This is a genomic window from Sphingoaurantiacus capsulatus, from assembly GCF_042648405.1.
Lineage (GTDB): Bacteria > Pseudomonadota > Alphaproteobacteria > Sphingomonadales > Sphingomonadaceae > Sphingoaurantiacus > Sphingoaurantiacus capsulatus.
The window spans coordinates 47,169-72,155 of the sequence record NZ_JBHRXV010000003.1 but is presented as its reverse complement, the minus strand read 5'-3'; the positions used below and the strand labels follow the sequence as shown (position 1 = coordinate 72,155).

26 protein-coding genes and 1 tRNA gene are annotated in these 24,987 nt (G+C 67.7%); 15 read left to right on the top strand and 12 right to left on the bottom strand.

What is annotated here, in order from left to right:
* Positions 1–42: 42 nt before the first annotated feature.
* On the bottom strand, positions 43–951 hold the full coding sequence (locus ACFOMD_RS03660; RefSeq protein ID WP_380857003.1) for a prephenate/arogenate dehydrogenase family protein: 909 nt from the start codon (positions 949–951) through the stop codon (positions 43–45).
* A complete protein-coding gene (gene hisC, locus ACFOMD_RS03655; protein ID WP_380857000.1) occupies positions 951–2,057 on the bottom strand; it encodes a histidinol-phosphate transaminase in 1,107 nt (368 codons plus the stop codon). Before hisC ends, ACFOMD_RS03660 begins: the two co-directional genes overlap by 1 nt.
* Before the next feature lie 153 nt (positions 2,058–2,210).
* On the opposite strand from hisC, the gene ACFOMD_RS03650 reads away from it, so the two are divergent.
* Genes ACFOMD_RS03650 through metW form a run of 5 tightly spaced genes read left to right on the top strand, consistent with a single transcriptional unit; the run spans position 2,211 to position 5,917 of the window.
* Positions 2,211–3,344 carry an alanine racemase gene (locus ACFOMD_RS03650; protein ID WP_380856997.1) on the top strand — a complete coding sequence of 378 codons (1,134 nt, stop codon included), beginning with the start codon at positions 2,211–2,213 and terminating at the stop codon, positions 3,342–3,344.
* The gene (locus ACFOMD_RS03645) at positions 3,341–3,727 is read left to right on the top strand and encodes a RidA family protein (protein ID WP_380856994.1); all 387 of its coding nucleotides are present in this window, start codon (positions 3,341–3,343) and stop codon (positions 3,725–3,727) included. The genes ACFOMD_RS03650 and ACFOMD_RS03645 overlap by 4 nt, the downstream gene beginning before the upstream one ends.
* Before the next feature lie 41 nt (positions 3,728–3,768).
* On the top strand, positions 3,769–4,887 hold the full coding sequence (gene metX, locus ACFOMD_RS03640) for a homoserine O-acetyltransferase MetX (protein ID WP_380857867.1): 1,119 nt from the start codon (positions 3,769–3,771) through the stop codon (positions 4,885–4,887).
* On the top strand, positions 4,884–5,333 hold the full coding sequence (locus ACFOMD_RS03635; RefSeq protein ID WP_380856991.1) for a GNAT family N-acetyltransferase: 450 nt from the start codon (positions 4,884–4,886) through the stop codon (positions 5,331–5,333). Before metX ends, ACFOMD_RS03635 begins: the two co-directional genes overlap by 4 nt.
* On the top strand, positions 5,330–5,917 hold the full coding sequence (metW, locus tag ACFOMD_RS03630; RefSeq protein ID WP_380856988.1) for a methionine biosynthesis protein MetW: 588 nt from the start codon (positions 5,330–5,332) through the stop codon (positions 5,915–5,917). The genes ACFOMD_RS03635 and metW overlap by 4 nt, the downstream gene beginning before the upstream one ends.
* A 34-nt stretch (positions 5,918–5,951) precedes the next feature.
* Here metW and ACFOMD_RS03625 read toward each other — a convergent pair whose 3' ends face one another.
* A complete protein-coding gene (locus tag ACFOMD_RS03625; protein ID WP_380857864.1) occupies positions 5,952–6,548 on the bottom strand; it encodes a TetR/AcrR family transcriptional regulator in 597 nt (198 codons plus the stop codon).
* A gap of 143 nt (positions 6,549–6,691) precedes the next feature.
* On the opposite strand from ACFOMD_RS03625, the gene ACFOMD_RS03620 reads away from it, so the two are divergent.
* Together ACFOMD_RS03620 and ACFOMD_RS03615 are read left to right on the top strand one after the other, a co-directional pair.
* Positions 6,692–9,040, top strand: a complete 2,349-nt coding sequence (locus tag ACFOMD_RS03620; protein WP_380856985.1) for a TonB-dependent receptor — start codon at positions 6,692–6,694, stop codon at positions 9,038–9,040.
* 68 nt (positions 9,041–9,108) lie between these two features.
* Positions 9,109–10,326: a spinster family MFS transporter gene (locus tag ACFOMD_RS03615; RefSeq protein ID WP_380857861.1), complete on the top strand. Its 1,218-nt coding sequence runs from the start codon at positions 9,109–9,111 to the stop codon at positions 10,324–10,326.
* On the opposite strand, the gene ACFOMD_RS03610 is transcribed toward ACFOMD_RS03615, so the two are convergent.
* The 3 genes from ACFOMD_RS03610 to ACFOMD_RS03600 form a co-directional block, all read right to left on the bottom strand.
* Positions 10,279–11,016 (bottom strand): methyltransferase domain-containing protein, encoded by a 738-nt coding sequence (locus ACFOMD_RS03610; RefSeq protein ID WP_380856982.1) that lies wholly within the window; start codon positions 11,014–11,016, stop codon positions 10,279–10,281. The two genes, ACFOMD_RS03615 and ACFOMD_RS03610, sit on opposite strands and share 48 nt — an antisense overlap.
* Before the next feature lie 156 nt (positions 11,017–11,172).
* Positions 11,173–12,345, bottom strand: coding sequence for an acetyl-CoA C-acetyltransferase (locus ACFOMD_RS03605; protein WP_380856979.1), 1,173 nt, complete (start codon positions 12,343–12,345; stop codon positions 11,173–11,175).
* Positions 12,346–12,411: 66 nt separating this feature from the next.
* A complete protein-coding gene (locus tag ACFOMD_RS03600; RefSeq protein WP_380856976.1) occupies positions 12,412–13,470 on the bottom strand; it encodes an alpha/beta hydrolase in 1,059 nt (352 codons plus the stop codon).
* Between ACFOMD_RS03600 and phaR the strand changes: the two genes are divergently transcribed.
* Positions 13,469–14,032, top strand: coding sequence for a polyhydroxyalkanoate synthesis repressor PhaR (phaR, locus tag ACFOMD_RS03595; protein ID WP_380856973.1), 564 nt, complete (start codon positions 13,469–13,471; stop codon positions 14,030–14,032). The two genes, ACFOMD_RS03600 and phaR, sit on opposite strands and share 2 nt — an antisense overlap.
* 54 nt (positions 14,033–14,086) lie before the next feature.
* Here the strand turns inward: phaR and ACFOMD_RS03590 are convergent, their stop codons facing one another.
* Complete coding sequence (locus tag ACFOMD_RS03590) at positions 14,087–14,929, bottom strand: class I SAM-dependent methyltransferase (RefSeq protein WP_380856970.1); 843 nt, start codon at positions 14,927–14,929, stop codon at positions 14,087–14,089.
* Positions 14,930–14,994: 65 nt separating this feature from the next.
* On the opposite strand from ACFOMD_RS03590, the gene ACFOMD_RS03585 reads away from it, so the two are divergent.
* On the top strand, positions 14,995–15,210 hold the full coding sequence (locus ACFOMD_RS03585; protein ID WP_380856967.1) for a hypothetical protein: 216 nt from the start codon (positions 14,995–14,997) through the stop codon (positions 15,208–15,210).
* Here the strand turns inward: ACFOMD_RS03585 and ACFOMD_RS03580 are convergent.
* The gene (locus ACFOMD_RS03580; protein ID WP_380856964.1) at positions 15,207–15,605 is read right to left on the bottom strand and encodes an acyl-CoA thioesterase; all 399 of its coding nucleotides are present in this window, start codon (positions 15,603–15,605) and stop codon (positions 15,207–15,209) included. The two genes, ACFOMD_RS03585 and ACFOMD_RS03580, sit on opposite strands and share 4 nt — an antisense overlap.
* Positions 15,598–17,646 (bottom strand): S9 family peptidase, encoded by a 2,049-nt coding sequence (locus ACFOMD_RS03575; protein ID WP_380856961.1) that lies wholly within the window; start codon positions 17,644–17,646, stop codon positions 15,598–15,600. Before ACFOMD_RS03575 ends, ACFOMD_RS03580 begins: the two co-directional genes overlap by 8 nt.
* 277 nt (positions 17,647–17,923) lie before the next feature.
* On the opposite strand from ACFOMD_RS03575, the gene ACFOMD_RS03570 reads away from it, so the two are divergent.
* The 4 genes from ACFOMD_RS03570 (at position 17,924) to msrA (ending at position 21,472) form a co-directional block, all read left to right on the top strand.
* On the top strand, positions 17,924–19,714 hold the full coding sequence (locus ACFOMD_RS03570) for an aminopeptidase P family protein (protein WP_380856958.1): 1,791 nt from the start codon (positions 17,924–17,926) through the stop codon (positions 19,712–19,714).
* Between the two features lie 58 nt (positions 19,715–19,772).
* Entirely contained in the window at positions 19,773–20,339 is a 567-nt protein-coding gene (locus ACFOMD_RS03565; RefSeq protein ID WP_380856955.1) for a glutathione peroxidase, read from the top strand.
* Between the two features lie 66 nt (positions 20,340–20,405).
* The gene (gene msrB / locus ACFOMD_RS03560; RefSeq protein ID WP_380857858.1) at positions 20,406–20,897 is read left to right on the top strand and encodes a peptide-methionine (R)-S-oxide reductase MsrB; all 492 of its coding nucleotides are present in this window, start codon (positions 20,406–20,408) and stop codon (positions 20,895–20,897) included.
* Positions 20,897–21,472: a peptide-methionine (S)-S-oxide reductase MsrA gene (gene msrA, locus ACFOMD_RS03555; protein WP_380856952.1), complete on the top strand. Its 576-nt coding sequence runs from the start codon at positions 20,897–20,899 to the stop codon at positions 21,470–21,472. The genes msrB and msrA overlap by 1 nt, the downstream gene beginning before the upstream one ends.
* On the opposite strand, the gene ACFOMD_RS03550 is transcribed toward msrA, so the two are convergent.
* Positions 21,469–21,597, bottom strand: coding sequence for a hypothetical protein (locus ACFOMD_RS03550; protein ID WP_380856949.1), 129 nt, complete (start codon positions 21,595–21,597; stop codon positions 21,469–21,471). The two genes, msrA and ACFOMD_RS03550, sit on opposite strands and share 4 nt — an antisense overlap.
* 79 nt (positions 21,598–21,676) lie before the next feature.
* Between ACFOMD_RS03550 and ACFOMD_RS03545 the strand changes: the two genes are divergently transcribed.
* Positions 21,677–21,751, top strand: a tRNA-Thr gene (locus ACFOMD_RS03545).
* Between the two features lie 109 nt (positions 21,752–21,860).
* Positions 21,861–22,835 carry a hypothetical protein gene (locus ACFOMD_RS03540; RefSeq protein WP_380856946.1) on the top strand — a complete coding sequence of 325 codons (975 nt, stop codon included), beginning with the start codon at positions 21,861–21,863 and terminating at the stop codon, positions 22,833–22,835.
* Here ACFOMD_RS03540 and ACFOMD_RS03535 read toward each other — a convergent pair.
* Both ACFOMD_RS03535 and ACFOMD_RS03530 read right to left on the bottom strand, forming a co-directional pair.
* On the bottom strand, positions 22,813–24,048 hold the full coding sequence (locus ACFOMD_RS03535; protein WP_380856943.1) for a TCR/Tet family MFS transporter: 1,236 nt from the start codon (positions 24,046–24,048) through the stop codon (positions 22,813–22,815). The two genes, ACFOMD_RS03540 and ACFOMD_RS03535, sit on opposite strands and share 23 nt — an antisense overlap.
* A 40-nt stretch (positions 24,049–24,088) precedes the next feature.
* Complete coding sequence (locus tag ACFOMD_RS03530; protein ID WP_380856940.1) at positions 24,089–24,982, bottom strand: SDR family oxidoreductase; 894 nt, start codon at positions 24,980–24,982, stop codon at positions 24,089–24,091.
* Between the last annotated feature and the right edge of the window lie 5 nt (positions 24,983–24,987).

Sequence of the window (24,987 nt, the reverse complement as noted above, 5' to 3'; positions counted from 1 at the left end):
ATGCCGCCGTGGCCGCGTCTATCAGATGATGGTTACCAAGCGCTATTCATGCTCGCGGCCGAAGTCGGCGGCGGCGGTGTCCTGGCCGGCGTCGATGATGGCGCGGCGCACCGCGCGCGACCGGGTGAACAGCGTATGCAGCGCATCGCCGTCGTTCCAGCGGATCGCCCGCTGCAGCGCCGACAGATCCTCGGAGAAGCGCTGCAAGGTTTCCAGCACCGCTTCCTTGTTCGACAGGAACACGTCGCGCCACATCGTCGGGTCGCTGGCGGCGATGCGGGTGAAGTCGCGGAAACCGCCCGCCGAATATTTGATGACCTCTGACCGGGTCACGTCCTCAAGGTCGGAAGCGGTCGACACGATCGTATAGGCGATGAGGTGGGGCAGGTGGCTGGTCACTGCCAGCACCAGGTCGTGGTGCCGCGCGTCCATCACCTCGACATTGCTGCCAATCGCCGTCCAGAAGCTCTTCACCCGTTCGACCGCCAGCGGGTCGGCGTCGTTGGCCGGCGTGATGATGCACCAGCGATTCCTGAACAGCGTTGCGAAGCCCGCATCCGGGCCACTGTTTTCGGTCCCCGCCACCGGGTGCGCCGGGATGATCGCCATGCCGGGCAGGGCGGCGGTCAGGTCGGCGAGCACCTGGCCCTTCACCGATCCCACATCGGAAATGACGGTCCCAGGCGACAGCTCGGGCGCGATCTCGGCGGCCACCGCCGCCATCGCACCCACCGGCACGCACAGAATGACGAGATCGGCATCGACCACCGCCGCGCCCGCGCCGTCGGCCACATCGTCGAGGATGTCGAGTTCGATCACCCGCGCCCGCACCGCCGGGTCGGCATCGCTGCCTGACAGGCGCACCGTCGGCATCGCGGCGCGGATGGCGCGCGCCACCGACGATCCGATCAGACCGAGGCCCAGGATCGCGACGCGCGAAAAGGGCAGCATCAGCCCGCCTGCTCGACGAAGCGACGCAGCGCGTCGGCGACGCCGCGCGTCTCCTCCTCGGTGCCGATCGAGATGCGCAGGCCATTGCCGAGGCCCTGCTTGGGCAGCCAGCGCGTGAGATAGCCCTCGTTCGTCAGGAAGGCGTTGGCCTTCTCTGCGGTCACCGCACCTTCGTCGGCGAAGGTGATGAGGATGAAGTTGGCTGCCGACGGCACCGCGCGCAGCCCGGCATTGCCTAGCTTGCCGATCTCGGTCGCCAGCCACGTCCGCCATTCGGCGTTGTGCGCACGGCACTTGTCGATCCACGCCTGGTCGCCGAGCGCGGCGAGCGCGCCCGCCTGGCCGGCGCTGGTCACGTTGAACGGCCCGCGGATTTTGTTGATCGCATCGATCACGCTCGGCGGCCCGTATGCCCAGCCCACCCGCTCGGCGGCGAGGCCGTAGATTTTCGAGAAGGTGCGTGTGGTGATGACGTTGGGCAGGTGCCGCGCCATCGCGATGCCGTCCTCATAGGAAGCGTCGTCGATATATTCGGCATAGGCCGCATCGAGCACCAGCAGCACGTCCGATGGCAGCCCGGCCTGCAGCCGCTCGACCGCGGCGCGGTCGATGATCGTGCCCGTCGGGTTGTTCGGGTTAGCGAGATACAGGATGCGGGTGCGCGGCGTCACATGCGCCAGCAGCTGGTCGACGTCGGCGGTATAGTCGACATCGGGCGCCGCCACCGGCGTCGCACCGGCGCGCATCGCCGCGATCGGGTAGACCATGAAACCATGGCGGACGTAGAGCACTTCGTCGCCCGCGCTCGCGTACGCCGTGGCGAGCAGCTGCAAAATCTCGTCGGAGCCGGTGCCGCAGACCACCCGGTCGAACTCGAGGCCGTGGTGCGCCGCGATGGCGTCGCGCAGCTCGTTCGAGGCGCCATCGGGATATCGGTGCGCCTGCCCCGAAATCTCGGCCATCGCCGCGATCGCCTTGGGGCTCGGCCCCAGCGGGTTCTCGTTCGACGAGAGTTTGACGACACGCGTGGCGCCATCGGCCTTGGCCCGTCCGGGCACATAGGCGTCGATCGCCGCGATCCAGGGTTTCATGACGGGTCCGCTCATGGCCGCGCTTCTGGCGCGTGCCGCCCACAATGACAACCCACTGCCGTCATACCGGCGAAAGCCGGTATCCAGTCCATCGGTTCGTCTGGATACCGGCTTTCGCCGGTATGACGGCTATTGGTACGAGGGCAGGGCATGCCCTATGCGGTTGCCATGCGCCTCACCGACATCGAAACCCCCGCCCTTGTCCTCGACGCCGCAAAGATGCGCGCCAACATCGATCGGATGAACGCTACCGCCCGCCGCCTCGGCGTCGCGCTGCGGCCCCATCTGAAGACGGGGAAGAGCGTCGAGGTGGCGCGCGCGATGACCGAGGGCTGGTCGGGCGCGGTCACCGTCTCCACCCTGAAGGAAGCCGACGAATTCTTCGCCGCCGGCTGCCGGGACATCCTCTATGCGGTCGGCATCGCGTCCAACAAGCTCGCCCACGCGGCACGGCTGACGCAGGCCGGCGCGCAGCTGACCCTGATCCTCGACAGCGTCGCCGCCGCCGAAGCGGTCGCCGCCTTCGGCCGCGAGACCGGCGTTCGGCTGCCGGTGCTGATCGAGATCGACAGCGACGGCCACCGTGCCGGCGTACAACCCGACGATGCCGCCACGCTCGACGCCATCGCCAGGGCGCTCGCAAACGGCGCCGAACTGGCCGGCGTGATGACCCATGGCGGGGGCTCCTACAATTCGACCTCGGCGGACGGCATCGCAGCCCATGCCGAGATGGAGCGTGCCGGCGCCGTCCGCGCCGCCGAGCATCTTCGCGCCGCCGGCCACGCCTGCCCGACGGTCAGCGTCGGGTCGACCCCGACCGCGCTGTTCGCCCGCGACCTCGCTGGCGTCACCGAGCTGCGCGTCGGCGTCTATGTGTTCTTCGACCTCGTCATGGCCGGCCTCGGCGTCTGCGCGCCCGAGGATATCGCGGTCGGGGTGCTCACCAGCGTCATCGGCCATCAGGCGGAGCGCGGGCAGTTGATCGTCGACGCCGGCTGGATGGCGCTGTCGCGCGACCGCGGCACGCAGGGGCAGGTGCTCGACCAGGGCTATGGCCTCGTCCGCGACGCCGAAGGCGGCTCGCTCGACGATCTCGTCGTCGTTGCCGCCAATCAGGAACATGGCATCGTCGCCCGCCGCGACGGCGGGCCGCTTGACGTGGCGCGCTTCCCGGTCGGCACCCTGCTGCGCGTGCTGCCCAACCACGCCTGCGCCACCGCAGCGCAGCATGGCGCCTACCGCGTCGTCGACGGCAGCGACGAAATCACCGGCACCTGGCCGCGCTTTGGAGGATGGTCATGACCGACCCGATCGACCGCATCTTCGTCGAGGGCGCCGCGCCGCCGGCCGGCCATTATTCGCCCGCCACCGCGTGGCGCGACCTCGTCTTCGTGTCCGGCCAGCTCCCCGTCCGTCCCGACGGCAGCCACAGCTTCGACCAGCCGTTCGAGGTGCAGGCGCGGCAGGTGCTCGACAATCTGTTGGCCGTCCTCGCCGCCGCCGGCTCGTCGCCCGAGAGGGTGCTGAAAGTCACCGTCTATGTCACCGGCATCCAGCATTGGCCGGCCTTCAACCGCCTCTATGCCGAGGCGTTCGGCGAGGCGAAGCCGGCACGCGCCGTCGTGCCGGTGCCCGAGCTTCACCACGGCTATCTGGTCGAGGTCGAGGCCATCGCCGCGCGATGACGCTTGCAGCGGCGGCGCATGGGCAATACCGCTCGGGCGCGATGACGGATGACCAGCGCTTCGGCCTCAATCGGCGGGTGCGGCTCGAAGGGCCGCTGCGGCTCGATTCGCGCGTCGATCTCGCGCCGGTCGAGATCGCCTATGAAACCTACGGCACGCTCAACGCCGACGCCTCGAACGCCATCCTGATCTGCCATGCGCTGACCGGCGATCAACATGTCGCCAGCCACCACCCGGTCACCGGCAAGGAAGGCTGGTGGACGCGGATGGTGGGCGAGGGGAAGCCGATCGATCCGGCGCGCCACTTCATCGTCTGCGCCAATGTGCTCGGCAGTTGCATGGGGTCGAGCGGCCCGGCGTCGATCGATCCGGCGACGGGCCTGCCGTTCGCGATGCGTTTCCCGGTCATCACCATCCGCGACATGGTGCGCGCGCAGGCGATGCTGCTCGATCATCTCGGCGTCGGCCGGCTGCTTGCCGCGGTCGGCGGCTCGATGGGCGGGATGCAGGTGCTGCAATGGGTGGCGACCTATCCCGAACGCGTCGGCTCGGCGGTGGTGATCGCCAGCGCCGCGCGGCACTCGGCGCAGAACATCGCCTTCCACGAGGTCGGGCGGCAGGCGATCATGGCCGACCCCAAATGGCGCGGCGGCGACTATTATGGCGCCGGCGATCCGCCGTCGGCTGGCCTGTCAGTGGCGCGCATGGCGGCGCACATCACCTATCTGTCGGAAGAGGGGCTGACGGAGAAGTTTGGGCGGCAGCTGCAGGCCCGCGACGCCAAGTCCTTCGGCTTCGACGCCGACTTCCAGGTGGAGAGCTATCTCCGCCACCAGGGCATCCGGTTCGTCGAGCGGTTCGACGCCAATTCCTACCTCTATATCACCCGCGCGATGGATTATTTCGACATCGCCGAGGAGCATGGCGGCACGCTCGCGACCGCGTTCAAGGGCACCGCGACGCGCTTCTGCCTCATCTCCTTCACCAGCGACTGGCTTTACCCGACCGCCGAATCGCGGCGCATCGTCCATGCGCTCAACGCGGCGAACGCGCATGTCAGCTTCGTCGAGATCGAATCGAGCTTCGGCCATGACGCCTTCCTGCTCGACGCGCCGGAAATGAACCGCGTGGTCGACGGCTTCCTGCGGGCGGCCTCATGAGCTTGCTCGCCGGCTACCGCCTGTCCGACGACAAGGCTGAGCTTCAGCTCGACGTCATCCACGGCTTTCTCGCGCAGACCTATTGGTCGCCGGGCATCCCGCGCGCCGTCGTCGAACGCGCCATCGCCAACAGCCGCTGCGTCGGCGCTTACGCCGTGGACGGTCGGCAGCTCGGCTTCGCGCGGCTGGTCACCGACGATGCGACCTTCGCCTATCTCTGCGACGTGTTCGTGCTGCCCGAGGTACGCGGGCAGGGCGTTTCGAAGGCGATGGTCGGCTTCTTCCTCGATCACCCCGAGCTTCAGAATCTGCGCCGCTGGATGCTGGCGACGAGTGACGCGCACGGTGTCTACGCCCGCTTCGGCTTCGCGCCGCCCGATGCCGAGCAGGCCGGCCGGCTGATGCAGCGGCTCGACCCCGACGTGTATCAGCGGATGGCGTCATGACCCTGCGTCCCGATCTCGCCGCCATCGCCGAGATCGTGCCGGCCGGCGCGCGCGTGCTCGATGTCGGCTGCGGCGACGGTGCGCTGATGGCGGCGCTGCGCGATGAAAAGGGCGTCGACGCGCGCGGCATCGAGATCTCGCGCGAAGGCGTGGCGGCGGCGGTGGGACGTGGCCTGTCGGTGGTGCAGGGCGATGCCGATACCGATCTCGTCGACTATCCGGCCGACGCCTTCGACTATGCCATCCTCAGCCAGACCCTGCAGGCGACCCGCGCGCCGCATCAGGTGCTCGACCAGCTGCTGCGCATCGGCCGGCACGCGATCGTGTCCTTCCCGAACTTCGCCTATTGGCGGGTGCGAATGGCGCTGATGTTCGGCGGGCGGATGCCGATGACGCGGGCGCTGCCGGTCACCTGGTACGAGACGCAGAACATCCACTTCTGCACCGTCGACGACTTCCGTGCGCTGATCGTCGAGAAGCGGCTGGTGACCGAGCGCGAACGCTTCCTGTCGCACGGCCGCCCGCGCGGCGCCGCCTTCGCCAATCTGATGGCGGAGCAGGCGATCTTCGTGCTGCGCCGTTAATCCCTCTCCCCTCAAGGGAGAGGGGCGGTAAGCCCTATCGCGGCTTCAACCCGTCGGAGATCATCTCGCTGGCGATCGCCGCGACCTTCGACGGCTCCTCGTCGGCCCAGACGACATAGCGCAAGCCGAGGAACACGTTCATCCCCATGATCGCCCAGGCGTGGATGTCGCTGACATCGGTGCGCACCTCGCCGCGCTCGGCGGCGGCCTGAAGGCGCTCGCGGATACGCTCGGCAGTGGTCTCATAGTGGAGGCGGTAGCTCTGCGGGTCGACGAACTCGGCCTCGTCGATGATCCGGTAGATTTCCTTGTGCTCGCGCGCGAAGGCGAGGAAGGCGGCAAGGCCCTGGCGCTCGGCGCCGAGCTGGTCGGGCGCGCCCGCCATCGCCGGCGCGACATGCTCCTTCACCCGCCGCGACATGTCGCGCACCAGCGCCCGGAAGATCGCGTCCTTGCTGTCGAAATAGGTGTAGAACGAACCCAGTGCCGCGCCGGCCCGCGTGGTGATCCCGCTGATCGACGCGTTGTGGAATCCCTTTTCGCCGAACTCGGCGGCGGCGGCATCGAGCAAGCTGCGCAACGTGCGCCGGCCGCGCTCCGTCCGCGGCATCTTCTGGATCGCTTCCCCCATGAGGTCGAGACTGACTTCTGACCCGACCAAGCGCAAGCTCCGGAACAAAGTTGAAAGGTGGTTCAACTTTCATTATAGGCTCGGAACGTTACGGGCAAGCAGCCCGGACCAATAAGTCAATCAACCAACTTGGGGGTTCCGACATGTCCCGAATCTTCCTTCCGACGCTTCTGCTCGGCGTCGCGACTGCTGCGCTCGCCATGCCCGCCGCCGCTCAGGAGGCCGCTGCACCGGCCGAGGCTGCTGCCGCCGATGATTTCTCGAACGAGATCGTCGTGACGGCGCGCCGGCGCGCTGAAAATCTTCAGGACGTGCCGATCGCGGTGACCGCCTATTCGGGCGAGGCGCTCGAGACGCAGGGCGCGCTCGACATTACCGACATCGGCGACACCACGCCGAACGTGACGCTCGAAGTGTCGCGCGGCACCAACTCGACGCTCAGCGCCTTCATTCGCGGCGTCGGCCAGCAGGACCCGGTCGCCGGCTTCGAGCAGGGCGTCGGCATCTATCTCGACGACGTGTATCTCAACCGCCCGCAGGCCGCCGTCCTCGACATCTATGATGTCGAGCGCATCGAGGTGCTGCGTGGTCCGCAGGGCACGCTCTACGGTCGCAACACCATCGGCGGCGCGGTGAAGTACGTCACCAAGCGCCTGTCGGATTCGCCCGAGCTGCGCCTGCGCGCCAACGCCGGCACCTACAAGCAGCTCGACGGCATCGTCAGCGCCTCGACCCCGCTCGGTGACGGCCTGGTCCGCGTCGGCGGTTCGCTGGCCCGCCTCACCCGCGACGGCTTCGGCGACAACCTCACCACCGGCCAGGAAAACTACAACCGCGACGTGTGGGCCGGCCGCTTCTCGGCGGAGATCAACAACGACGACAACGTCTTCGTCCGCCTTGCCGCCGACTATACGCACGACAAGAGCAACGCCCGCGGCGGGCACCGCCTGATCCCGAGCCTGTTCACCAACGCGCCGGTGCTGAGCGACGTGTTCGACACGCGCGGCGGCCTCAACACGCCGCAGCAGGACGTCGAGGGCTACGGTTTCTCGGCGAACGGCGAGTTCGAGATGACCGACGCGCTGACCTTCCGCACTATCACCGCATGGCGCAAGGACGACAGCTCGACCCCGATCGACTTCGACGCGCTGGCGACGCCGGACCTCGATGTCGCCGGCCTCTACAACAACCGCCAGTTCAGCCAGGAGCTTCAGCTCCTCGTCGACAGCGGCCCGTTCAACCTGCTGGTCGGCGGCTACTTCCTCGACGCGAAGGCGGAAACGCCGTTCGACGTTCGCCTGTTCTCGACCGTCGCGGGCCTGTCGGCGTTCACCAACGCCGTCGTCAACACCGAGACCTTCGCGGTATTCGCCGACGCGACCTTCGACGTGAACGAGCAGCTCAGCCTGTCGCTCGGTGGCCGCTACACTTGGGACGAGCGTGAGGCAAGCATCCTCCGCCAGAACTATCTTGGCGGCGGCTCGTCGCTGTTCGGCGGCGCCAACATCCCGTTCGGCGCGCCGAGCACCAACTTCCGCGGAAAGAACCAGTTCGACAAGTTCACCCCGCGCGCGTCGGTCACCTACAAGCCGAACGACGACAACACGGTCTATGCGAGCTACTCGAAGGGCTTCAAGGGCGGCGGCTTCGACCCGCGCGGCGTCGGCGCCAACGCACCCGATCTCAATGCGAACGGCGTTCGCGAGCAGTCGGAGATCGCCGACTTCCTCAGCTTCTCGCCGGAAACGGTCGACAGCTACGAGGTCGGCTACAAGGCCCGCCTGCTCGATCGGTTCAACGTGGCGATCGCCGCGTTCCGCGCCGACTATCAGGACGTCCAGATCCCGGGTTCGGCGGGTTGCACCGTCGGTGGCATCCAGACCTTCTGCGGTGTCGTCACCAACGCCGGCAAGGCGCGCTTCCAGGGCTTCGAGTTCGAGGCGAACACCCGCCTCGGCGAGGACATGATGGCCGAGGGCGACCAGCTCACCCTCGCCGCCAGCCTCGGCTACATCGACGCGAAGTTCCGCGAATACATCACCAACATCGCCGGCATCGGCCCGGTCGATGTGGCGGACTTCCGCGAGGTGCAGAACACCCCGAAGTGGACCGCCAGCGGCACGCTCGGCTACGAACGCCCGGTCGGCGACGGCACGCTCAACGCCAGCACGACGCTGTCGTACCGCAGCAAGACCTACCAGTTCGAAATCCCGAACCCGTTCATCGACCAGAAGAGCTACGCGCTCCTCGACGCGAGCCTCGTGTATCGCGCCGCGGGCAGCCGCTGGAGCGTCGGCGTCCACGGCAAGAACATTCTCGACAAGGAATACAAGACCTCGGGCTACACCTTCCTCGCGGCGAACCCGACGACGGGTGCGCTGTTGACCAACCCGGCCGGACAATTCATTCCGGCGCTGGGCCGCGAGGGCACGTTGACCGCATTCTACGGCAACCCGCGGCAGGTGTTCCTGAGCCTGGGGTATAATTTCTGATCGACACACCAAGTTCGACGACAGCCACGACGCCCGATGGGAAATCCTATCGGGCGTTCGTGCTGTTCATGCTGATCGTCGTCTACACCTTCAACTTCATCGACCGGCAGATCGTCGGCATCCTCGCCGGGCCGATCAAGGCGGAGCTGGCGCTGACCGACACGCAGCTCGGCCTGATGGGCGGCCTCGCCTTCGCGCTGTTCTACACCGCGCTCGGCGTGCCGATCGGCCTGCTGGCCGACCGCAAGAGCCGCGTCTGGATCATGACGGTGGCGCTGGCGCTGTGGAGCGGCTTCACCGCGCTCTGCGGGCTCGCGCAGAATTTCTGGCAACTGTTCCTCGCGCGGATGGGCGTCGGCGTCGGGGAGGCGGGCGGCGTCGCCCCGGCCTATTCGCTGATCGCCGACTATTTCCCGCCCGCCGAGCGCGCCCGCGCGCTCGCCGTCTATTCCTTCGGCATACCGATGGGGTCGGCCGCCGGCATCTTCCTCGGCGGCTGGATCGCCTCGACGATCGACTGGCGCACCGCCTTCATCGTCGTCGGCCTCGCCGGCGTCGCGCTGGCGCCGATCTTCCGCCTCGTCGTGCGCGACCCCGTGCGCGGCCGCTTCGATCCGGTGCGCCCGGTGGATGAGGCCGCGCCGGCCTTCGGCACGGTGATGCGCACGCTGTTCGCCAAGCCGAGCTTCTGGCTGCTCTCCTTCGGCGCCGGCTCCTGCTCGATCCTCGGCTATGGCCTCATCTTCTGGCTGCCGTCCTTCTTTGGCCGCACCTATGGCCTCGAGCTGATCGAGGTCTCGCAATTCTACGGCTCGATCATCCTCGTCGGCGGCATCATCGGTATCTGGGGTGGCGGCTGGCTCGGCGACCGGCTCGGCGCCGGCAGCCGCGGCGCCTATGCGCGTATCCCGGCCATCGCCTTTCTGATCGCCGCGCCCTGCTACGCGGCGGGCGTGATGTCGGATTCGCTTCCCGTAACCTATGTGCTGTTCCTGATCCCGCAGGCGCTCGGCCTGATGTGGCTCGGCCCGGTGATCACCGCCGTCCAGCACATCGCGCCCGCGAACATGCGCACCACGGCGTCGGCGAGCTTCCTGTTCATCAACAACCTCATCGGCATCGGCCTTGGCACAATGCTGTTCGGCCTGATCTCCGACAAGCTCGCGCCGAGCTTCGGCGACCAGTCGCTGCGCTATTCGATCCTGATCGGCCTCAGCTTCTATCTGCTGAGCGCAGCCCTATTCTTTCTGGCGTCGCGGCGTCTCGACCGCGATTGGGAGGCCTGAGGCCGCCGCCTGCACCGGCGCCGCTTCGACACGGCCGATCATCGTCGCGGCAAGGCCATCGGTCTTGCGGGCCAGCAGGAAGTGGATGCCGCCGAACCGCCGCGCCACCCGCATCAGCGGCCGATCGAGCCAGCGCAGCCCCCGAACCGGCGGCGCCACCAGCGCGGTGCGTGCCGACACCGGCTCGAACATCGAATCGCGCAGCAGCCGCGTCAGCTCGCCCTTGCCCCACGGCCGCCCCTGCCCGAACGGCGTCGCCTCGAAGTGGGTCCAGAGGCCGAGGCGATTGGGCACGATCAGCACAAGCTCGCCGCCGGGTGCCAGCACCCGCCACAGCTCGCGCAGCAGCTTGCGCGGCGGCTCGGCGAACTCCAGCGCATGGACCAGCAGCGCCTGGTCGAACATCGCTTCGGCAAAAGGCAGGTTGAACTCGTCGGCGCGCGTCGTGCAGCCGGGCCGGCCATAGGGCCAGCGGTGCGCGCCCATGTCGTGCGGCATCACCAGCGCCAGCCGCTCGAGCTTTGCCGGGTCGAGCCCGGTCAGCAACGGGGCGCAATACCCTAGTCCGAGCAGCCGCGCCGTCGTCCCCCGCCGGATCGCGGGCGCGATGGTGGCGGCGAGCTGCCGCGCCACGCGCTGTCCGTCGCGCGTGGCGTAATAGGCGCGAAGCTCCTCGACGGTCGGCCGCATGCGTCAAAGCTGGGGGACGGGAAGGCTGTTGTCGAGAGGGTGCTTCCCCTCGCCCGCTTGCGGGAGAGGGAGGGTGAGGGTGACCGGCGGCCGAAAAGCTCGCTGCCGCTCGCACACCCTCACCTAACCTCTCCCGCAAGCGGGAGAGGGACTAGATCAGCGCTCCACGCACATGGCGATGCCCATGCCGCCACCGATGCACAAAGTCGCGAGGCCCTTCTTCGCGTCGCGGCGACCCATCTCGTAGAGCAGGGTGGTCAGCACCCGCGCGCCCGACGCGCCGATCGGGTGGCCGATGGCGATGGCGCCGCCGTTGACGTTCACCTTGTCGGCATCCCAGCCGAGCTCCTGCCCGACCGACAGCGCCTGCGCGGCAAACGCCTCGTTCGCCTCGATCAGGTCGAGGTCCTCGATGGTCCAGCCGGCCTTCTCCAGCGCCTTCTTCGACGCCGGCACCGGGCCGATGCCCATGATCGACGGGTCGACGCCGGCGCTCGCCCACGACGCGATGCGCGCCAGCGGGGTCAGCCCACGCTTTTTTGCCTCGTCCGCGGACATCAGCACCAGCGCGGCGGCGCCGTCGTTGAGGCCGCTGGCGTTGGCGGCGGTGACGCTGCCGTCCTTCTTGAACGCCGGCTTCAGGCCTGCCATCGCCTCGACGGTCGCGCCCTCGCGGATATATTCGTCGGCCTCGACGACGGTGTCGCCCTTGCGGCCCTTGATGGTGACCGGCGCGATCTCATCCTTGAACCGGCCCTCGCGGCGCGCGGCTTCCGCCTTGTTCTGGCTGCCGACCGCGAAGGCGTCCTGCTTCTCGCGCGTCACCTGATATTTCTCGGCAAGGTTCTCGGCGGTGATACCCATGTGGTAGCCGTTGAAGGCATCCCACAGCCCGTCCTTGATCATCGTGTCGGTCAGCTCGACCGACCCCATCTTGGTGCCGCCGCGCAGCTGCTGCGCGTGCATGCTGAGGCTCATCGATTCCTGCCCGCCCGCGACGACGACGGTGGCGTCGCCATTGGCGATCGCCTGCGCGCCGAGCGCGACGGCGCGCAGGCCCGATCCGCACACCTGGTTGACGCCCCACGCCGGCGTCTCCTTCGCGACGCCCGCCGCGATCGACGCCTGCCGCGCCGGGTTCTGGCCTTGGCCGGCGGTCAGCACCTGACCGAGGATCACTTCCGACACCTCGGCCGGATCGACCTTCGCCTGCGCCAGCGCCGCCTCGATGGCGACGCGGCCCAGCTCATGCGCCGGGGTGGCCGCGAACGACCCGAGGAAGCTGCCGACCGGAGTCCGCTTGGCGGCGACGATGACGACGTTGGTCATGGGAGGGTTCTCCATTGCTCGTTTTATAGAGCAACCTAAGATTGTGCAGGTGCGAAGGGAAGTCTTTTAAGTCCGTAGCCAGTCGCGCAGCGGCTCCCACAGTAGCTTTCGCGCCTTCGCTCCAACCACCATGCCGACATGCCCGGCGTCGATATCGACCCGTGTGCCGACCGCCGGAGCGGCGCCGGCGGGGACGATGCGGTCGCGCGTCGAAACGAGGTTGAGCACGGGGCAGGGCAGCGATGCCGGATCGCCGCGCCACGCGCCGCGGCCCGGCGCATTGTCGCCGTAGAAGCCTTCGAAACATTGCCGCGCCACCGGCAGGCTGAGCGGCGGGCCGTCGTTCGCCCAATCCTCCAGCGCCACGAACGCGCGCGCCTCGTCGCTGTCCGGATCGAGCCTGCCCAAGCGCTCATATTTGGCGGCGGTGCCCGCCGGATCGAGCTGCCAGAACAACGGCTGGATCAGGTCCATCGGCACCGCGCCCAGCGGCTCGGCGGTTGCGGCCATGTCGCACCACGCCCCGGCCAATTCCTGCCGCTGCTCGCCATAACCCTCGAAATTCCAAGGCACTGCCATCAGCACCAGCCGCTCGGGCGGCTCGCGCAGTGCAGCCGCCAGCGCCATCGTGCCGCCGAGGCAGTAGCCGACCACAGCGGGCGATTCGACGGCGCGCAGCAGCGGTTGCAGCCGTTCGTCGATATAGCCGTCGATAGACAGGCCACGCTCCGCCTGGCCGGGATGACCCCAGTCGACCAAAAGCGGTCGCAACCCTTCGCCCGCCAGCCAGCGCAGCAGCGAATTGCCGGGCGCGAGGTCAAGCACACTCGGCGGGTTGACCAGCGACGGCACGAACACCACCGGGCGCCCGCTGCCGCCATAGTCGAGCAGCCGCACGCTGCCGACCTGCGCCACCGTCGGCGGCGCCGGCAGGTCGCGGCGATAGGGGTGCGCCTGATAGGCGCGGACGCCCGCCAGCACTGTGGCGATCCGGCCACGGTCGCCGCCAACCGCTTCGGCGACGATCTGCAGGAAGGCGGGCAGGGGGTGGGGACCACGGGGCCGTTGTTGCGGCGCAACATTGCCGCGTGCTAGGCTCGTCGCTTCCTCATCAGGTGGCGACATGGCCGAATCCGAACCCAAGCCCGAGCCGATCATCATCAAGAAGTACGCCAATCGGCGGCTCTATAATACCGACAGTTCGAGCTACATCACGCTCGACCACCTCGGCACGCTCACCCGTGAGGGCCGCGAGTTCAAGGTGCTCGACGCCAAGTCGGGCGAGGACATCACGCGCTCGGTGCTGACGCAGATCATCATGGAGGAGGAGACGCGCGGCCAGACGATGCTGCCGACCTCTTTCCTGCGCCAACTGATCTCGATGTACGGCGATTCGATGCAGTCGATGGTGCCGCCCTATCTCGAAGCGTCGATGAACGCCTTCCAGCGCAACCAGGAGCAGTTCCGCACCGCGGTGTCGGGCGCGTTCGGCGCCGGGGCGTTCAAGCCCTTCGAAACGCTCGCCAAGCAGAACATGGCGATGTTCCAGGCCGCCGCCGACATGATCACCGGCCGCAAGGGCGCCGCGCCCGCGCCGGACAGCAAGCCGGCCAACGACGAGCTCGACGCGCTGAAAGCGCAGATGGCCGCCCTTCAGGCGCAGCTCGAAAAGCTCAGCAACCGCTGACGAAAAGGGCCGCGCCTTCCGGCGCGTCCCTTTCCTTCTCGCGGATGGCGGCGTTTAGCGCGCCGGCTTCACGAATTTCAGCGTCATGCGATCCGATTCGCCGATCGCCGCGTATTTGGCGCGGTCGACGTCGCCGAGGCGGTAGTTCGGCGGCAGCGTCCAGACGCCGTCCGGATAGTCGGCGGTGTCCTTCGGGTTGGCGTTCACTTCCGATTCGCCGGCGAGCTTGAAGCCCGCGGCCTCGGCCAGCTTCACGACTTCGCTGCGCTTCATGTAGCCGCTGGTCTTCTGCTGCTCGTCAGGGCGGGCTTCCGGCAGGCGATGCTCGACGACGCCGAGCGTGCCGCCCGGCTTCAGCGCGGCGTAGAAGGCCTTGAACGCGTCGGGCGCGAAGCCGCCGCTGTACCAGTTGTGGACGTTGCGGAAGGTCAGCACCGCATCGGCCGAGCCGGCCGGAGCGAGGTTGGCGTAATGATCCTTCGCAAAGCTGGTCACCTGCACCTTGGCGGTGCCCGGCGTCGCGGCCAGCTTGGTCTTGAAGTCGGCGACCGACTTCGCCGCCCGTTCGCTCGCCGCCGGGTTGGCAGCGGCCGCGTAGAGCGTGCCGCCGTTGGCCAGATACGGCCCGAGAATCTCGGTGTACCAGCCGCCGCCCGGCGCGATCTCGACGACCGTCATGTTCGGCTTGATGCCGAAGAAGGCCAGCGTTTCCTTCGGATGACGATACGGGTCGCGGGCCTTGTTGGCCGCCGACCGGTGCGCGCCGGCGATGGCCTGGTCGAGCAGCATGGCGTTGTGATCGTGCTTCGCCGCAGCGGGCTTCGCCGTTTGAGCGACAGCACCGACGGACAGCGCAGCGGCTGCCGCGAGCAGAGTGACTCGAACCAAGGTCTTCATATTTTGCGAACCTCCCCAATATCAGGCGCTGTCATTTAGCAGCCAGCCGGTTACCAGCCTAGGACATGGATTTTCAGACCACCGTAACGCTTATGCTGTTCGCCGCAGCCCTCGTTGGTGGCTCGCTGTGGGGCACTCGTCGAAAAGTGAAGCGGCTCGGCGACGTGTCCTATGTGCCGTGGAACGGGCTGATGTTCCTCGGCATCCTCGTCTTCTGCGTGCTGGCCGCGCATCTGGTGACGCTGATGACCGGCGTGCCGCTGAAGGGCAATATCCGCTAGCCGAGGAAGGGCGCGGCGATTTCGGGCTGGATACGCATCGGCCGCATCGTCGCCAGCTCGACCAGCGCCCACACCGTCCGCGCCGACACGCGCACATTGCCGTCCTCACCGACGAACTCGACGAAGCGATCGAACCGCGCCCCCGCCGGTTCGCCGACCCAGGTGCGCGCGATCAGCCGCTCGCCGAGCTTGGTGGCGCGGCGATAGTCGATCTCGTGCCGCGTCACGACCCAGACATAGCGATCGACATCCTCGGCGCGCGCCACCGCGCGCCAATGCGCCACCGCGATGTCCTGAATCCAGCGCACGTAAACGGCATTGTTGACGTGCCCCAGCTCGTCGATGTCCTCGGGCTGCGGGTCGACGCCCAGCTCGAAGCGCGGGCGCTCAGCCATCGGCGCGGCCGGTCTGCTGGAGGACGAAGGCGAATTCCTCGGCGACCTCGACCAGCGAATCCCAGCGGCCCGACTTGCCGCCGTGGCCGGCGCCCATGTTGACCTTGAGGATCAGCGCATTGGCGTCGGTCTTGGTCGCGCGCAGCTTCGCCACCCACTTCGCCGGCTCCCAATAGGTGACGCGCGGGTCGTTCAATCCGGCGGTCACCATCAGCGGCGGGTAGGGCTTGGCCTCGACGTTATCGTAGGGGCTGTAGCTGCGGATCAGCTCGAAGGCCGCGGCGTCGGCGATCGGGTTGCCCCATTCGGGCCATTCCATCGGGGTCAGCGGCAGGCTGTCGTCGAGCATGGTGTTGAGCACGTCGACGAACGGCACATGCGCGACCACCGCGCTCCACAGCTCGGGGTTGCTATTGGCGACCACCCCCATCAGCTCGCCGCCCGCCGATCCGCCTGAGGTCGAGATGCCGCCTTCGCGCGCGAACCCTTCGGCGATCAGATGCTTCGCGCAGTCGACGAAGTCGTTGAAGGTGTTCCAGCGCTTGGTCAGCTTGCCGTCGAGGTACCAGCGGTAGCCGAGGTCGTCGCCGCCGCGGATATGCGCGATGGCATAGGCAAAGCCGCGGTCGAGCAGCGACAGCCGCGCCGCCGAGAAGCCTGGCGGCATCGACAGGCCGTAAGCGCCATAGCCATACAGATGCACCGGCCCGCTGCCGTCGCGCGGGAAGCCCTTCTTGTAGACGACCGAGATCGGCACCAGCGCCCCGTCGCGCGCCGGCGCCATCAGCCGCACCGTCTCATAGGCGTCGGCGTCATAGCCCGACGGGATCGTCTGCACCTTGCGCACCTCGAGCCGGTGGTCGGCGAGATGGTAGTCGTAGACAGTCGCCGGCGTGACCATCGACTCATAGGTCAGGCGCAGCGCGGCAGGGTCGAACTCGGGGTTGTTGGCGAGCGAGGCGGCATAGCTCGCCTCGGGGAAGGGGATGTAATGCTCCCCGCCCGCGACATCGCGCAGCCGAATCTGGTCGAGGCCGTCGATGCGCTCGCTGATCGCCAGCACCTGCGCGAAGGAGGTGAGGCCGCGGATATAGTGGCGATCCGACGCCGCGATCAGCTCGCGCCACTCGCCCGGTGCCGCCACCGACGCGGTGACCACGCGGAAATTGGGGTGGGTGTCGTTGCTGCGGATGAACAGTTCGCCGTTCCGAACATCGACTTCATATTCGCGCCCCGGCTGGCGCGGCGCCACCAGCAGCGGCGCGGCGGTCGGGTCACTCGACGGGATCAGCCGTACTTCGCTGGTCACATGGTCGGCGGCGTGGACGATCAGCCACTGGCGGTCCTGGCTGCGGCTCACTCCCACGAAGAAGCCGGCGTCGGCCTCCTCATACAGTATCGTGTCGTCGCCCGTCTCCCCCAGCCGATGCAGGCGGATGCGGAACGGCCGCCAGTTATCGTTGACCTCGGTCCAGGCCACCGCGCGGCCGTCGGCCGTCCACACCGCCTGGCCGATCGCGGCGTCGGTCACCGTCTCGATGTCGGCGGCGGCGTCGATGTCGCGGATGCGCAGCTTGAACCGCTCCGACCCGTCATCGTCGATCATATAGGCAAGGCGCGTACCGTCGGGACTGACGCCGAGGCTACCGAGCCGGAAATAATCCTTGCCCTCGGCGAGCGCGGGTTCATCGAGCAGCAACTGGTCGGCGCCGCCGGCAACAGGACGCCGCCACCATTTGCGGTACTGGCCGCCCTTTTCGAACGCCCACCAGTAGAGGAAGTCGCCGTCCTTCTGCGGGACGCTCGAATCATCCTCCTTCAGCCGGCCCTTCATCTCCTCGAACAAGGTGTCGATCAGCGGCTTCAGCGGCGCCATCGACTCCTCGAACCAGGCATTCTCCGCCTTCAGGTGGTTCAGCACGTCCGCGTCAGTCACCTGCGGATAGCCGGGGTCCTTCAGCCAGGCATAGCCATCCTCGAGCGTGGTGCCGTGATGGGTGAAGCTGTGCGGGCGGGTGGGGGCAATCGGCGCGTTCGACATGCTTGCTCCTAAGCCGCCGATCACGAAACGTCGATTCCGTATTCCCTCTCCCTTGAGGGGAGAGGGAGGGGCCCGCTTTGCGAAGCAAAGTGGGAAGGTGAGGGTGATGCCGGAGCGAGGTACGCCGCGCGCGAGCGGTCCCCAGGCTGAGAGATCACCCTCACCCTCCCAGCCTTCGGCTGGGCCCCTCCCTCTCCCCTCAAGGGAGAGGGGACTCCACACTGGCATCATGACGCGTCGAGGACTATTTCCGTCTCACGGAATTTTCGGAGGCGTCATGTCCACGCACAAGGATCGTATCGACGCGCTGCGCACGCAGCTCGGCAGCCAGAAGCTCAACGGCTTCGTCATCCCGCTCACCGACGAGCATATGAGCGAATATGTCGGCGCCTATGCGCAGCGGCTCGCCTGGCTCACCGGCTTCGAGGGCTCGGCCGGCTCGGCGGCGGTGCTCGCCGACAAGGCAGCGATCTTCGTCGACGGTCGCTACACCTTGCAGGTTCGCGACCAGGTCGACGGCAATCTGTTCAGCTACCAGAGCATCCCTGACACCAACGTAGCCGACTGGCTCGGCGGCCAGATGAAGGCCGGCGACCGCATCGGCTACGACCCGTGGCTTCACACCAAGGGCTGGGTCCAGTCGACGGCGAAGGCGCTCGCCGACAAGGGCGCCGAGCTGGTAGCGATCGAGGAGAACCCGATCGACCGCGTCTGGCGCGACCGCCCGGCGCCGTCGCCCGAGCGGTTGATCCCGCATCCCGATTCGCTCGCCGGCCAGCCGTCGGCGGACAAGCGCCGCGCCATCGCCAGCTTCCTCAAGGACCGCAAGGCCGACGCCACCGTCGTCGCCGCACTCGATTCGATCGCTTGGGCTTTCAACGTCCGCGGCAAGGACGTGTCGCGCACGCCCGTCGGCCTCGCCTTCGCCATCGTCCGCGCCGATGCGACCGCCGATCTGTTCGTCGATCCGGGCAAGGTCGATGGTGGCCTGCGCGACCATCTTGGCCCCGACGTCACGATCCGCCCGCGCGGTGACTTCGCCGACGCGCTCGAGGCGCTGGGCGGCACCGTCGTCGCCGACCCGGCGACCTGCGTCGCCGCGATCTTCGAATCGTTGAACGCCGGCGGCGCGAAGATCGTCGAGGCGCGCGATCCCTGCATCCTGCCGAAGGCCGCGAAAAATGCCGTCGAGATCGAAGGCTCGAAGGCGGCGCATGTCCGCGACGGCGCCGCGCTCACCCGCTTCCTCCACTGGTTCGACCAGGAGGCATCCAAGGGCGGCCTCGACGAGATGATCGCCGCCGACCGGCTCGAGGGTTTCCGGCGTGAGACCAACATGCTGCAGGATTTGAGCTTCGACACCATCTCGGGCGCGGGGCCGAACGGCGCGATCGTCCACTATCGCGTGTCGCCGGAGACCAACCGCAAGATCGAGCAGGACAGCATCTTCCTGATCGATTCCGGCGCGCAATATGTCGACGGCACCACCGACGTCACCCGAACGATGATCGTCGGCAAGCCGACCGCCGAAATGCGCGACCGCTTCACGCGCGTGCTGAAGGGCCATATCGCCGTCGCCACCGCGATCTTCCCCAAGGGCACCCGCGGCGTGCAGCTCGACACGCTGGCGCGCGCGTCACTGTGGGAAGTCGGCCTCGACTATGCTCATGGCACCGGCCACGGCGTCGGCAGCTTCCTTGCGGTGCATGAGGGGCCGCAGCGCATCGCGCTGCCCGGCAGCGGCCAGACCGGCGGCGACGAGCCGCTGGTCGAAGGCATGATCCTCTCGGACGAGCCGGGCTATTACAAGACCGGCGAATACGGCATGCGCGTCGAGAACCTCATTCTCGTCGTGAAGGCGGACATCCCCGGCGCCGAAAAGCAGATGTTCCGCTTCGAGACGCTGACCCTCGCGCCGATCGATCTCGCGCTCGTCGACGTCGACCTCCTCACGAAGAAGGAGCGCGACTGGCTCAACGCCTATCACGCCCGCGTCCGCGACGAGCTGTCGCCGCTGTTGCCCGACGATGTGCAGGCCTGGCTGGTCGAGGCGACGCGGCCGATCTGACCGCTTCCCACCCCTCACGACTGCGCCTAGACTTCGGCCTAACGTGAGGGGAGACACCATGTACAAGCATCTGACCATCGCCGCTGCCGCCGTGGCGGTGATCGCCGCCGCGCCGGCCAAGGCGCCGACCGAGATCGGCTCGGCCTACGACATCAGGATGACGTCGATCGACGGCAAGCCGCTGCCGCTGTCCAAGTACAAGGGGCAGGTGATGATGGTGGTGAACACCGCCTCCTTCTGCGGCTTCACCCCGCAATATGAGGCGCTGCAGAAGGTCCATGAGACCTACAAGGCGAAGGGCTTCACCGTGCTCGGCGTGCCGTCGGGCGACTTCAAGGGGCAGGAGTTCGGCTCGAACAAGGAGATCGCGGAATTCTGCGAATCGAAGTTCGGCATCCGCTTCCCGCTGACCGAAAAGGCGAAGGTCACCGGCCCGCAGGCGGCGCCCTTCTATACTTGGGCGGCCACCAAGCTCGGCGCCGACAACGTGCCGAAGTGGAATTTCCACAAATATCTCGTCGGCCGCGACGGCCAGCTGATCGCCGCGTTCGGAACCCGCATCAAGCCCGACGCGCCCGAAGTGATGGCCGCGATCGAAAAGGCGCTGGCCGCCAAGCGCGGCTAGCCGCCGCAGGCGAAAGCCAAGTATCGGCGGCGATCGTACCTATCTCCGTGTGGAGAGGGACAGATGATGATCAATTCGTTGGATCGCCGCCGCTTTTTCGTCGGACTTGCGGGCATGGCCAGCGCCATCGCGCTCGGTGGTGCTGGCAAGCCGGCGAAGCGCTTCGAGGTCGAACTGACCGAAGCTGAATGGCGCAAGCGCCTCACCGCCGACCAGTTCGCGGTACTGCGCAAGCACAAGACCGAATATCCGGGGTCGAGCCCGCTCAACCGCGAGAAGCGGGCGGGCATTTTCGCCTGCGCCGGCTGCGCGCTGCCGTTGTTCAGCGCGAAGACCAAGTTCGAAAGCGGCACCGGCTGGCCGAGCTTCTATCAGCCGCTGAAGAACGCGATCGGCACCACGGTCGACCGCAGCCTGATGATGGTGCGCACCGAGGTGCATTGCCGCCGCTGTGGTGGTCACCTGGGCCATGTGTTCGAGGATGGACCGCCGCCGACCGGGCTGCGGTATTGCATGAACGGCGATGCGATGAAATTCCTGCCGGCGGGGAGGGCGTGATGCGTAAAGGCTTGATCGCGATGGTGGCGCTGCTGACCGGCGGCGCCGCGCAGGCGGCAACCGCGGTGTTCGCCGGCGGCTGCTTCTGGAGCACCGAGGTCGCCTTCGACAAGGTGCCGGGCGTCATCTCGACCACCTCGGGCTTCAGCGGCGGCAAGGTCGCCAACCCCAGCTATGATCGGGTCGTCAGCGGCGGCACCGGCCATCTCGAGGCGGTGCGCGTCGTCTATGACCCGAAGCGCGTCAGATACGCGCAGCTGCTCGACCATTATTGGCGCTCGATCGACCCGACCGATCCCGACGGCCAGTTCTGCGATCAGGGCGCCAGCTATCGCACCGCGATCTTTGTCACAGCTGACCAGCGTGTCGCCGCCGAGGCGTCGAAGACAAAACTGGCGAAGAGCGGCGTGCTGCCGGGGCTGATCGCGACGAAGATCCTGCCCGCCGCGCCCTTCTACGCCGCCGATGCATCGCATCAGGATTTCCATGTGAAGAATCCGGGCCGCTACCGCATGTACCGGATCGGCTGCGGCCGCGACGCGGCGCTGGCGAAAGTCTGGAAAAAGGCGGGCTAGTCCTTCGCCGGATCGGCCTTGCTGGCCTCGTCTTCGGCGCGGTCGCGGGCCTTGCGACGCTGCAGATTCGCCCGCAGCGCCTTGGCCAGCCGCTCCTCGCGGGTCTCTTTCGTCGCATCCGCCATGTTTCGTCCTTAACGGCTGTCGCCTTCGCTTGACAACCAACGGCGGCATCCTCATACGCCCCCCTCACGCGAATGGCCTGCTGCCGTAGCTCAGTGGTAGAGCGCATCCTTGGTAAGGCTGAGGTCGCGAGTTCAATCCTCGCCGGCAGCACCATTCGCGGAACTTCCCGCTTTAACTGTCACTCCTCATCAACTTGTCGCGCGTAGGCGCTGACAGGCGGGTTGATATGGGTTAGGGCAGGCCGATGCTTATAAGGGGGAGCATGGCGAAAGTATCGCGGATCGCGGTCCTGCTGTCGGCGCTGGTGTCCGCGCCGCTCGCCGCCGTGCCTGCAACGCAGCCCACCGATACGCCCGCCGGCCCGGTTCCTGCCGCCGCCCCGCCCGTTTCCGCACCGACCGCCGGATCGCCCGCCGCCGCGGCTGCGGCGCCTGTCGCTGGCGAAGTGCGCGACGCCATCGCCAAGGAGCCCGGCCCGCCGGAATCGCAGGCGGTGGCGCTCGGCAAGCAGGCCTATATCGCGCTCAACGACGGCGGAAACGTCCGTGAGATCGCGGGGTTGCTGCGCGATTCGATCAACAGCCTCGGCGGCATCTGCCCCAACGTCACCCATTATCAGGTCTACCGGCAGACGGTGACGGTCACGACCCTGAAGGTCGCCTGCACCAACCGCCCGCTCTACCTCGTCAGCGTCGATCAGGACGGTGGGCTGCTCGCCGACGGCGGCGACGGGCAGGTCGAGCCGATGAACTCCGACGACGGTACGATCAGCGCCGCGCCGATCGCCGACGGCGGCCAGAAATCCTATGTCGACCCCAAGGTCGGGGTTCAGCTCGGCAATCCGAAGGCGGAAACAGGCGGCGGTCAGCTCAGCTCGGCGCCCGGTGCCGCGCAGGGCGGCGCGGTGGCGGGGGGCGACACACCGCTCGGCTGGATGCGCTGGATTTTCGTGCTGATGGCGCTGCTCGTCGCCTTCATCGCCTTCACCGTCTATCGCAGCTTCACACGGCCCGCGCTGGTAACGCCCGTCGGCCCCGCGACGATCGCCAAGCGCTACACGTCCGAGGACAAGGACCGGCTCGTCGAGGAATCGCAGGAGCTGTCACAGAATATGTGGGTGCACCCCTCGGGGCTCTACATCGTGCGCGGCCGGCACGGAAAACGCCGCATCTTCCCCGCTTGGGGCTTCGCCCAGATCTATCACGTCTGGGGCATCAAGATCCGTCAGATCCGCTAACGGCGGTCGCTCTTCGGAAGAGCAGCAGGCTTACCAGAGTCAGGACAGCCGCCAGCAGGAACGCCGCCCCCGGCAACGGGAAGGGCGCGGCGGCGCTGGTGAAATAGCCGAACAATTGCGTCATCAGCGGCGGGCCGATGATCGTCGACAGGCTGAGCAGCGACGCGACGGCGCCCTGCAGCTCGCCCTGCGCGTCGGGCTCGACCCGCTGCGACATCAGCGCGTTCATCGACGGATAGGCCAGGCCCGACAGCGCGCCGACGAGGATGCCGACATAGACCATCCAGCCCTCGGTCGCCGCCGCGTAGATCACGAAGGAGGCGAGGCCCGACATCAGGCCGTATTGCACCGCGCGATACTCGCCGATCTTGGGGATGATGATGCGCACCAGCCCGCCCTGCACGATGGCGGCGGTTACACCGACCGCGGCAAGGCTGGCGCCGATCATTCCCGGCGACCAGTCGAAGCGATAGATGGCGTAGAAATTCCAGGTGCCCTGCAGCGACTGGTGGCCGAGCTGCCAGGCGAACATCGCCGCGGCGAGGCCGAGCACCACCGGCTGGTAGCGCTTCAGCTGGATCAGCGTGCCGACCGGATTGGCGCGCTTGATATCGAACTTTCGCCGCCGCTCGGGCGGCAGGCTCTCGGGCAGCACCAGCCAGCCGTAGGCGGCGTTCAGGAGGGCGAGGCCACCGGCGATGAAGAACGGCGCGCGTGTCCCGAGATACTCGCCGGCGAGGCCGCCGATCGCCGGCCCGATGATGAAGCCGAAGCCGAACGCCATGCCCATCAGCCCGAAATTCTGCGCGCGTTTTTCGGGCGGGCTGATGTCGGCGATATAGGCATAGGCGGTGGTGTAGGACGCGCCGGTGATGCCGGCGATGATCCGCCCGACGAACAGCAGCGCCAAGGTCGGCGCAAAGCCCATCAGCGCATAGTCGACGGCAAAGGCGAGCAGCGAGGCGATCAGCACCGGACGCCGCCCGAACCGGTCGGACAAATTGCCCGCGAGCGGCCCGCAGCCGAACTGCGTGATCGCGTAGGCGAACGCCAGCCAGCCGCCGATCCGCGCCGCCTCGTTCACCGGCTTGCCCGTCAGCTCCATGATCAGCTCGGGCAGCACCGGGATGACGATGCCGAAGCCGATCGTATCGATCAGCACGGTGAAAAAGATGAAGCTGAGCGCGTGGCGCGAGGGCGGGGCCGAAGTCACCCGCGCCTCATGCCAGAGCCGCCCGCGCCGCGATAGTCGGTCAGGCGCTGCGCTTGGCGCGATCGGCGGCGCTGCTCGCCGCGATCGTCTCGCGGATCGCCGACCAGTCGCCGTCGTCGAGATTGGTGAGCGCGTGGAAATTGCCGCCGCTGGTCAGCCACTGGCCACCGTCGAGCGGGATCACCGCGCCCGTCAGATAGTCGCAGCCGTCCGACATCAGGAAGGAAGCGAGGTTGGTCAGCTCCCGATGCTCGCCCAGCCGGCGCAGCGGAATGCCGGTATCGCCAAGGCTGTTGGCGCCGCCGAGCTTCTTCATCGCCGGTTCGGGCATCAGCCGGTCCCACGCGCCCTTGGTCGGGAAGGGGCCCGGCGCGATGGCGTTGGCGCGGATGCCTTTCGGCCCCCATTCGACAGCAAGGCTCTGCGTCATCGCCGCGACGCCCGCCTTCGACATCGCCGACGGCACAGTAAACGGCCCGCCGACCCACACCCAGGTGGTGACGATCGACAGGATGCTGCCCTTGTGCCCGCCCTCGATCCAGCGCTTGCCGGTCGCCACCGTGGTGTTGAACGTGCCATGCGCGACGATCGAGGCGATGGCGTTGAACGCGTTCGCCGACAGATCCTCGGTGCGGCTGATGAAATTGCCCGCGGCGTTGTTGACGAGGCCGGTGAGCGCGCCGCCCTCGAACGCCGCGTCCATCGCCTCGTCGATCGCGCCGGCGTTGCGGATGTCGACGGCGACCGCATCGCAGGTGCCGCCGGTCGCCTCGCGCATTTCGGCGGCGGTCTCGTCGAGCACGCTGCCGCGCCGGCCCCAGATGATGACATGCGCGCCGAGCCGCATGAATGCCTCGGACATCGACTTGCCGAGCCCGGTGCCGCCGCCGGTCACCAGAATCTTCTGGCCCTTCAGCAGATCGTCCCTGAACATCGCTA

What these genes read in the sequence shown, in the direction of transcription:
- ACFOMD_RS03660 (WP_380857003.1), bottom strand. Translation starts at nt 951, where the DNA reads ATGCTGCCCTTTTCGCGCGTCGCGATCCTGGGCCTCGGTCTGATCGGA.
- hisC (WP_380857000.1), bottom strand. Translation starts at nt 2,057, where the DNA reads ATGAGCGGACCCGTCATGAAACCCTGGATCGCGGCGATCGACGCCTAT.
- ACFOMD_RS03650 (WP_380856997.1), top strand. Translation starts at nt 2,211, where the DNA reads ATGCGCCTCACCGACATCGAAACCCCCGCCCTTGTCCTCGACGCCGCA.
- ACFOMD_RS03645 (WP_380856994.1), top strand. Translation starts at nt 3,341, where the DNA reads ATGACCGACCCGATCGACCGCATCTTCGTCGAGGGCGCCGCGCCGCCG.
- metX (WP_380857867.1), top strand. Translation starts at nt 3,769, where the DNA reads ATGACGGATGACCAGCGCTTCGGCCTCAATCGGCGGGTGCGGCTCGAA.
- ACFOMD_RS03635 (WP_380856991.1), top strand. Translation starts at nt 4,884, where the DNA reads ATGAGCTTGCTCGCCGGCTACCGCCTGTCCGACGACAAGGCTGAGCTT.
- metW (WP_380856988.1), top strand. Translation starts at nt 5,330, where the DNA reads ATGACCCTGCGTCCCGATCTCGCCGCCATCGCCGAGATCGTGCCGGCC.
- ACFOMD_RS03625 (WP_380857864.1), bottom strand. Translation starts at nt 6,548, where the DNA reads ATGGGGGAAGCGATCCAGAAGATGCCGCGGACGGAGCGCGGCCGGCGC.
- ACFOMD_RS03620 (WP_380856985.1), top strand. Translation starts at nt 6,692, where the DNA reads ATGTCCCGAATCTTCCTTCCGACGCTTCTGCTCGGCGTCGCGACTGCT.
- ACFOMD_RS03615 (WP_380857861.1), top strand. Translation starts at nt 9,109, where the DNA reads ATGCTGATCGTCGTCTACACCTTCAACTTCATCGACCGGCAGATCGTC.
- ACFOMD_RS03610 (WP_380856982.1), bottom strand. Translation starts at nt 11,016, where the DNA reads ATGCGGCCGACCGTCGAGGAGCTTCGCGCCTATTACGCCACGCGCGAC.
- ACFOMD_RS03605 (WP_380856979.1), bottom strand. Translation starts at nt 12,345, where the DNA reads ATGACCAACGTCGTCATCGTCGCCGCCAAGCGGACTCCGGTCGGCAGC.
- phaR (WP_380856973.1), top strand. Translation starts at nt 13,469, where the DNA reads ATGGCCGAATCCGAACCCAAGCCCGAGCCGATCATCATCAAGAAGTAC.
- ACFOMD_RS03600 (WP_380856976.1), bottom strand. Translation starts at nt 13,470, where the DNA reads ATGTCGCCACCTGATGAGGAAGCGACGAGCCTAGCACGCGGCAATGTT.
- ACFOMD_RS03590 (WP_380856970.1), bottom strand. Translation starts at nt 14,929, where the DNA reads ATGAAGACCTTGGTTCGAGTCACTCTGCTCGCGGCAGCCGCTGCGCTG.
- ACFOMD_RS03585 (WP_380856967.1), top strand. Translation starts at nt 14,995, where the DNA reads ATGGATTTTCAGACCACCGTAACGCTTATGCTGTTCGCCGCAGCCCTC.
- ACFOMD_RS03580 (WP_380856964.1), bottom strand. Translation starts at nt 15,605, where the DNA reads ATGGCTGAGCGCCCGCGCTTCGAGCTGGGCGTCGACCCGCAGCCCGAG.
- ACFOMD_RS03575 (WP_380856961.1), bottom strand. Translation starts at nt 17,646, where the DNA reads ATGTCGAACGCGCCGATTGCCCCCACCCGCCCGCACAGCTTCACCCAT.
- ACFOMD_RS03570 (WP_380856958.1), top strand. Translation starts at nt 17,924, where the DNA reads ATGTCCACGCACAAGGATCGTATCGACGCGCTGCGCACGCAGCTCGGC.
- ACFOMD_RS03565 (WP_380856955.1), top strand. Translation starts at nt 19,773, where the DNA reads ATGTACAAGCATCTGACCATCGCCGCTGCCGCCGTGGCGGTGATCGCC.
- msrB (WP_380857858.1), top strand. Translation starts at nt 20,406, where the DNA reads ATGATCAATTCGTTGGATCGCCGCCGCTTTTTCGTCGGACTTGCGGGC.
- msrA (WP_380856952.1), top strand. Translation starts at nt 20,897, where the DNA reads ATGCGTAAAGGCTTGATCGCGATGGTGGCGCTGCTGACCGGCGGCGCC.
- ACFOMD_RS03550 (WP_380856949.1), bottom strand. Translation starts at nt 21,597, where the DNA reads ATGGCGGATGCGACGAAAGAGACCCGCGAGGAGCGGCTGGCCAAGGCG.
- ACFOMD_RS03540 (WP_380856946.1), top strand. Translation starts at nt 21,861, where the DNA reads ATGGCGAAAGTATCGCGGATCGCGGTCCTGCTGTCGGCGCTGGTGTCC.
- ACFOMD_RS03530 (WP_380856940.1), bottom strand. Translation starts at nt 24,982, where the DNA reads ATGTTCAGGGACGATCTGCTGAAGGGCCAGAAGATTCTGGTGACCGGC.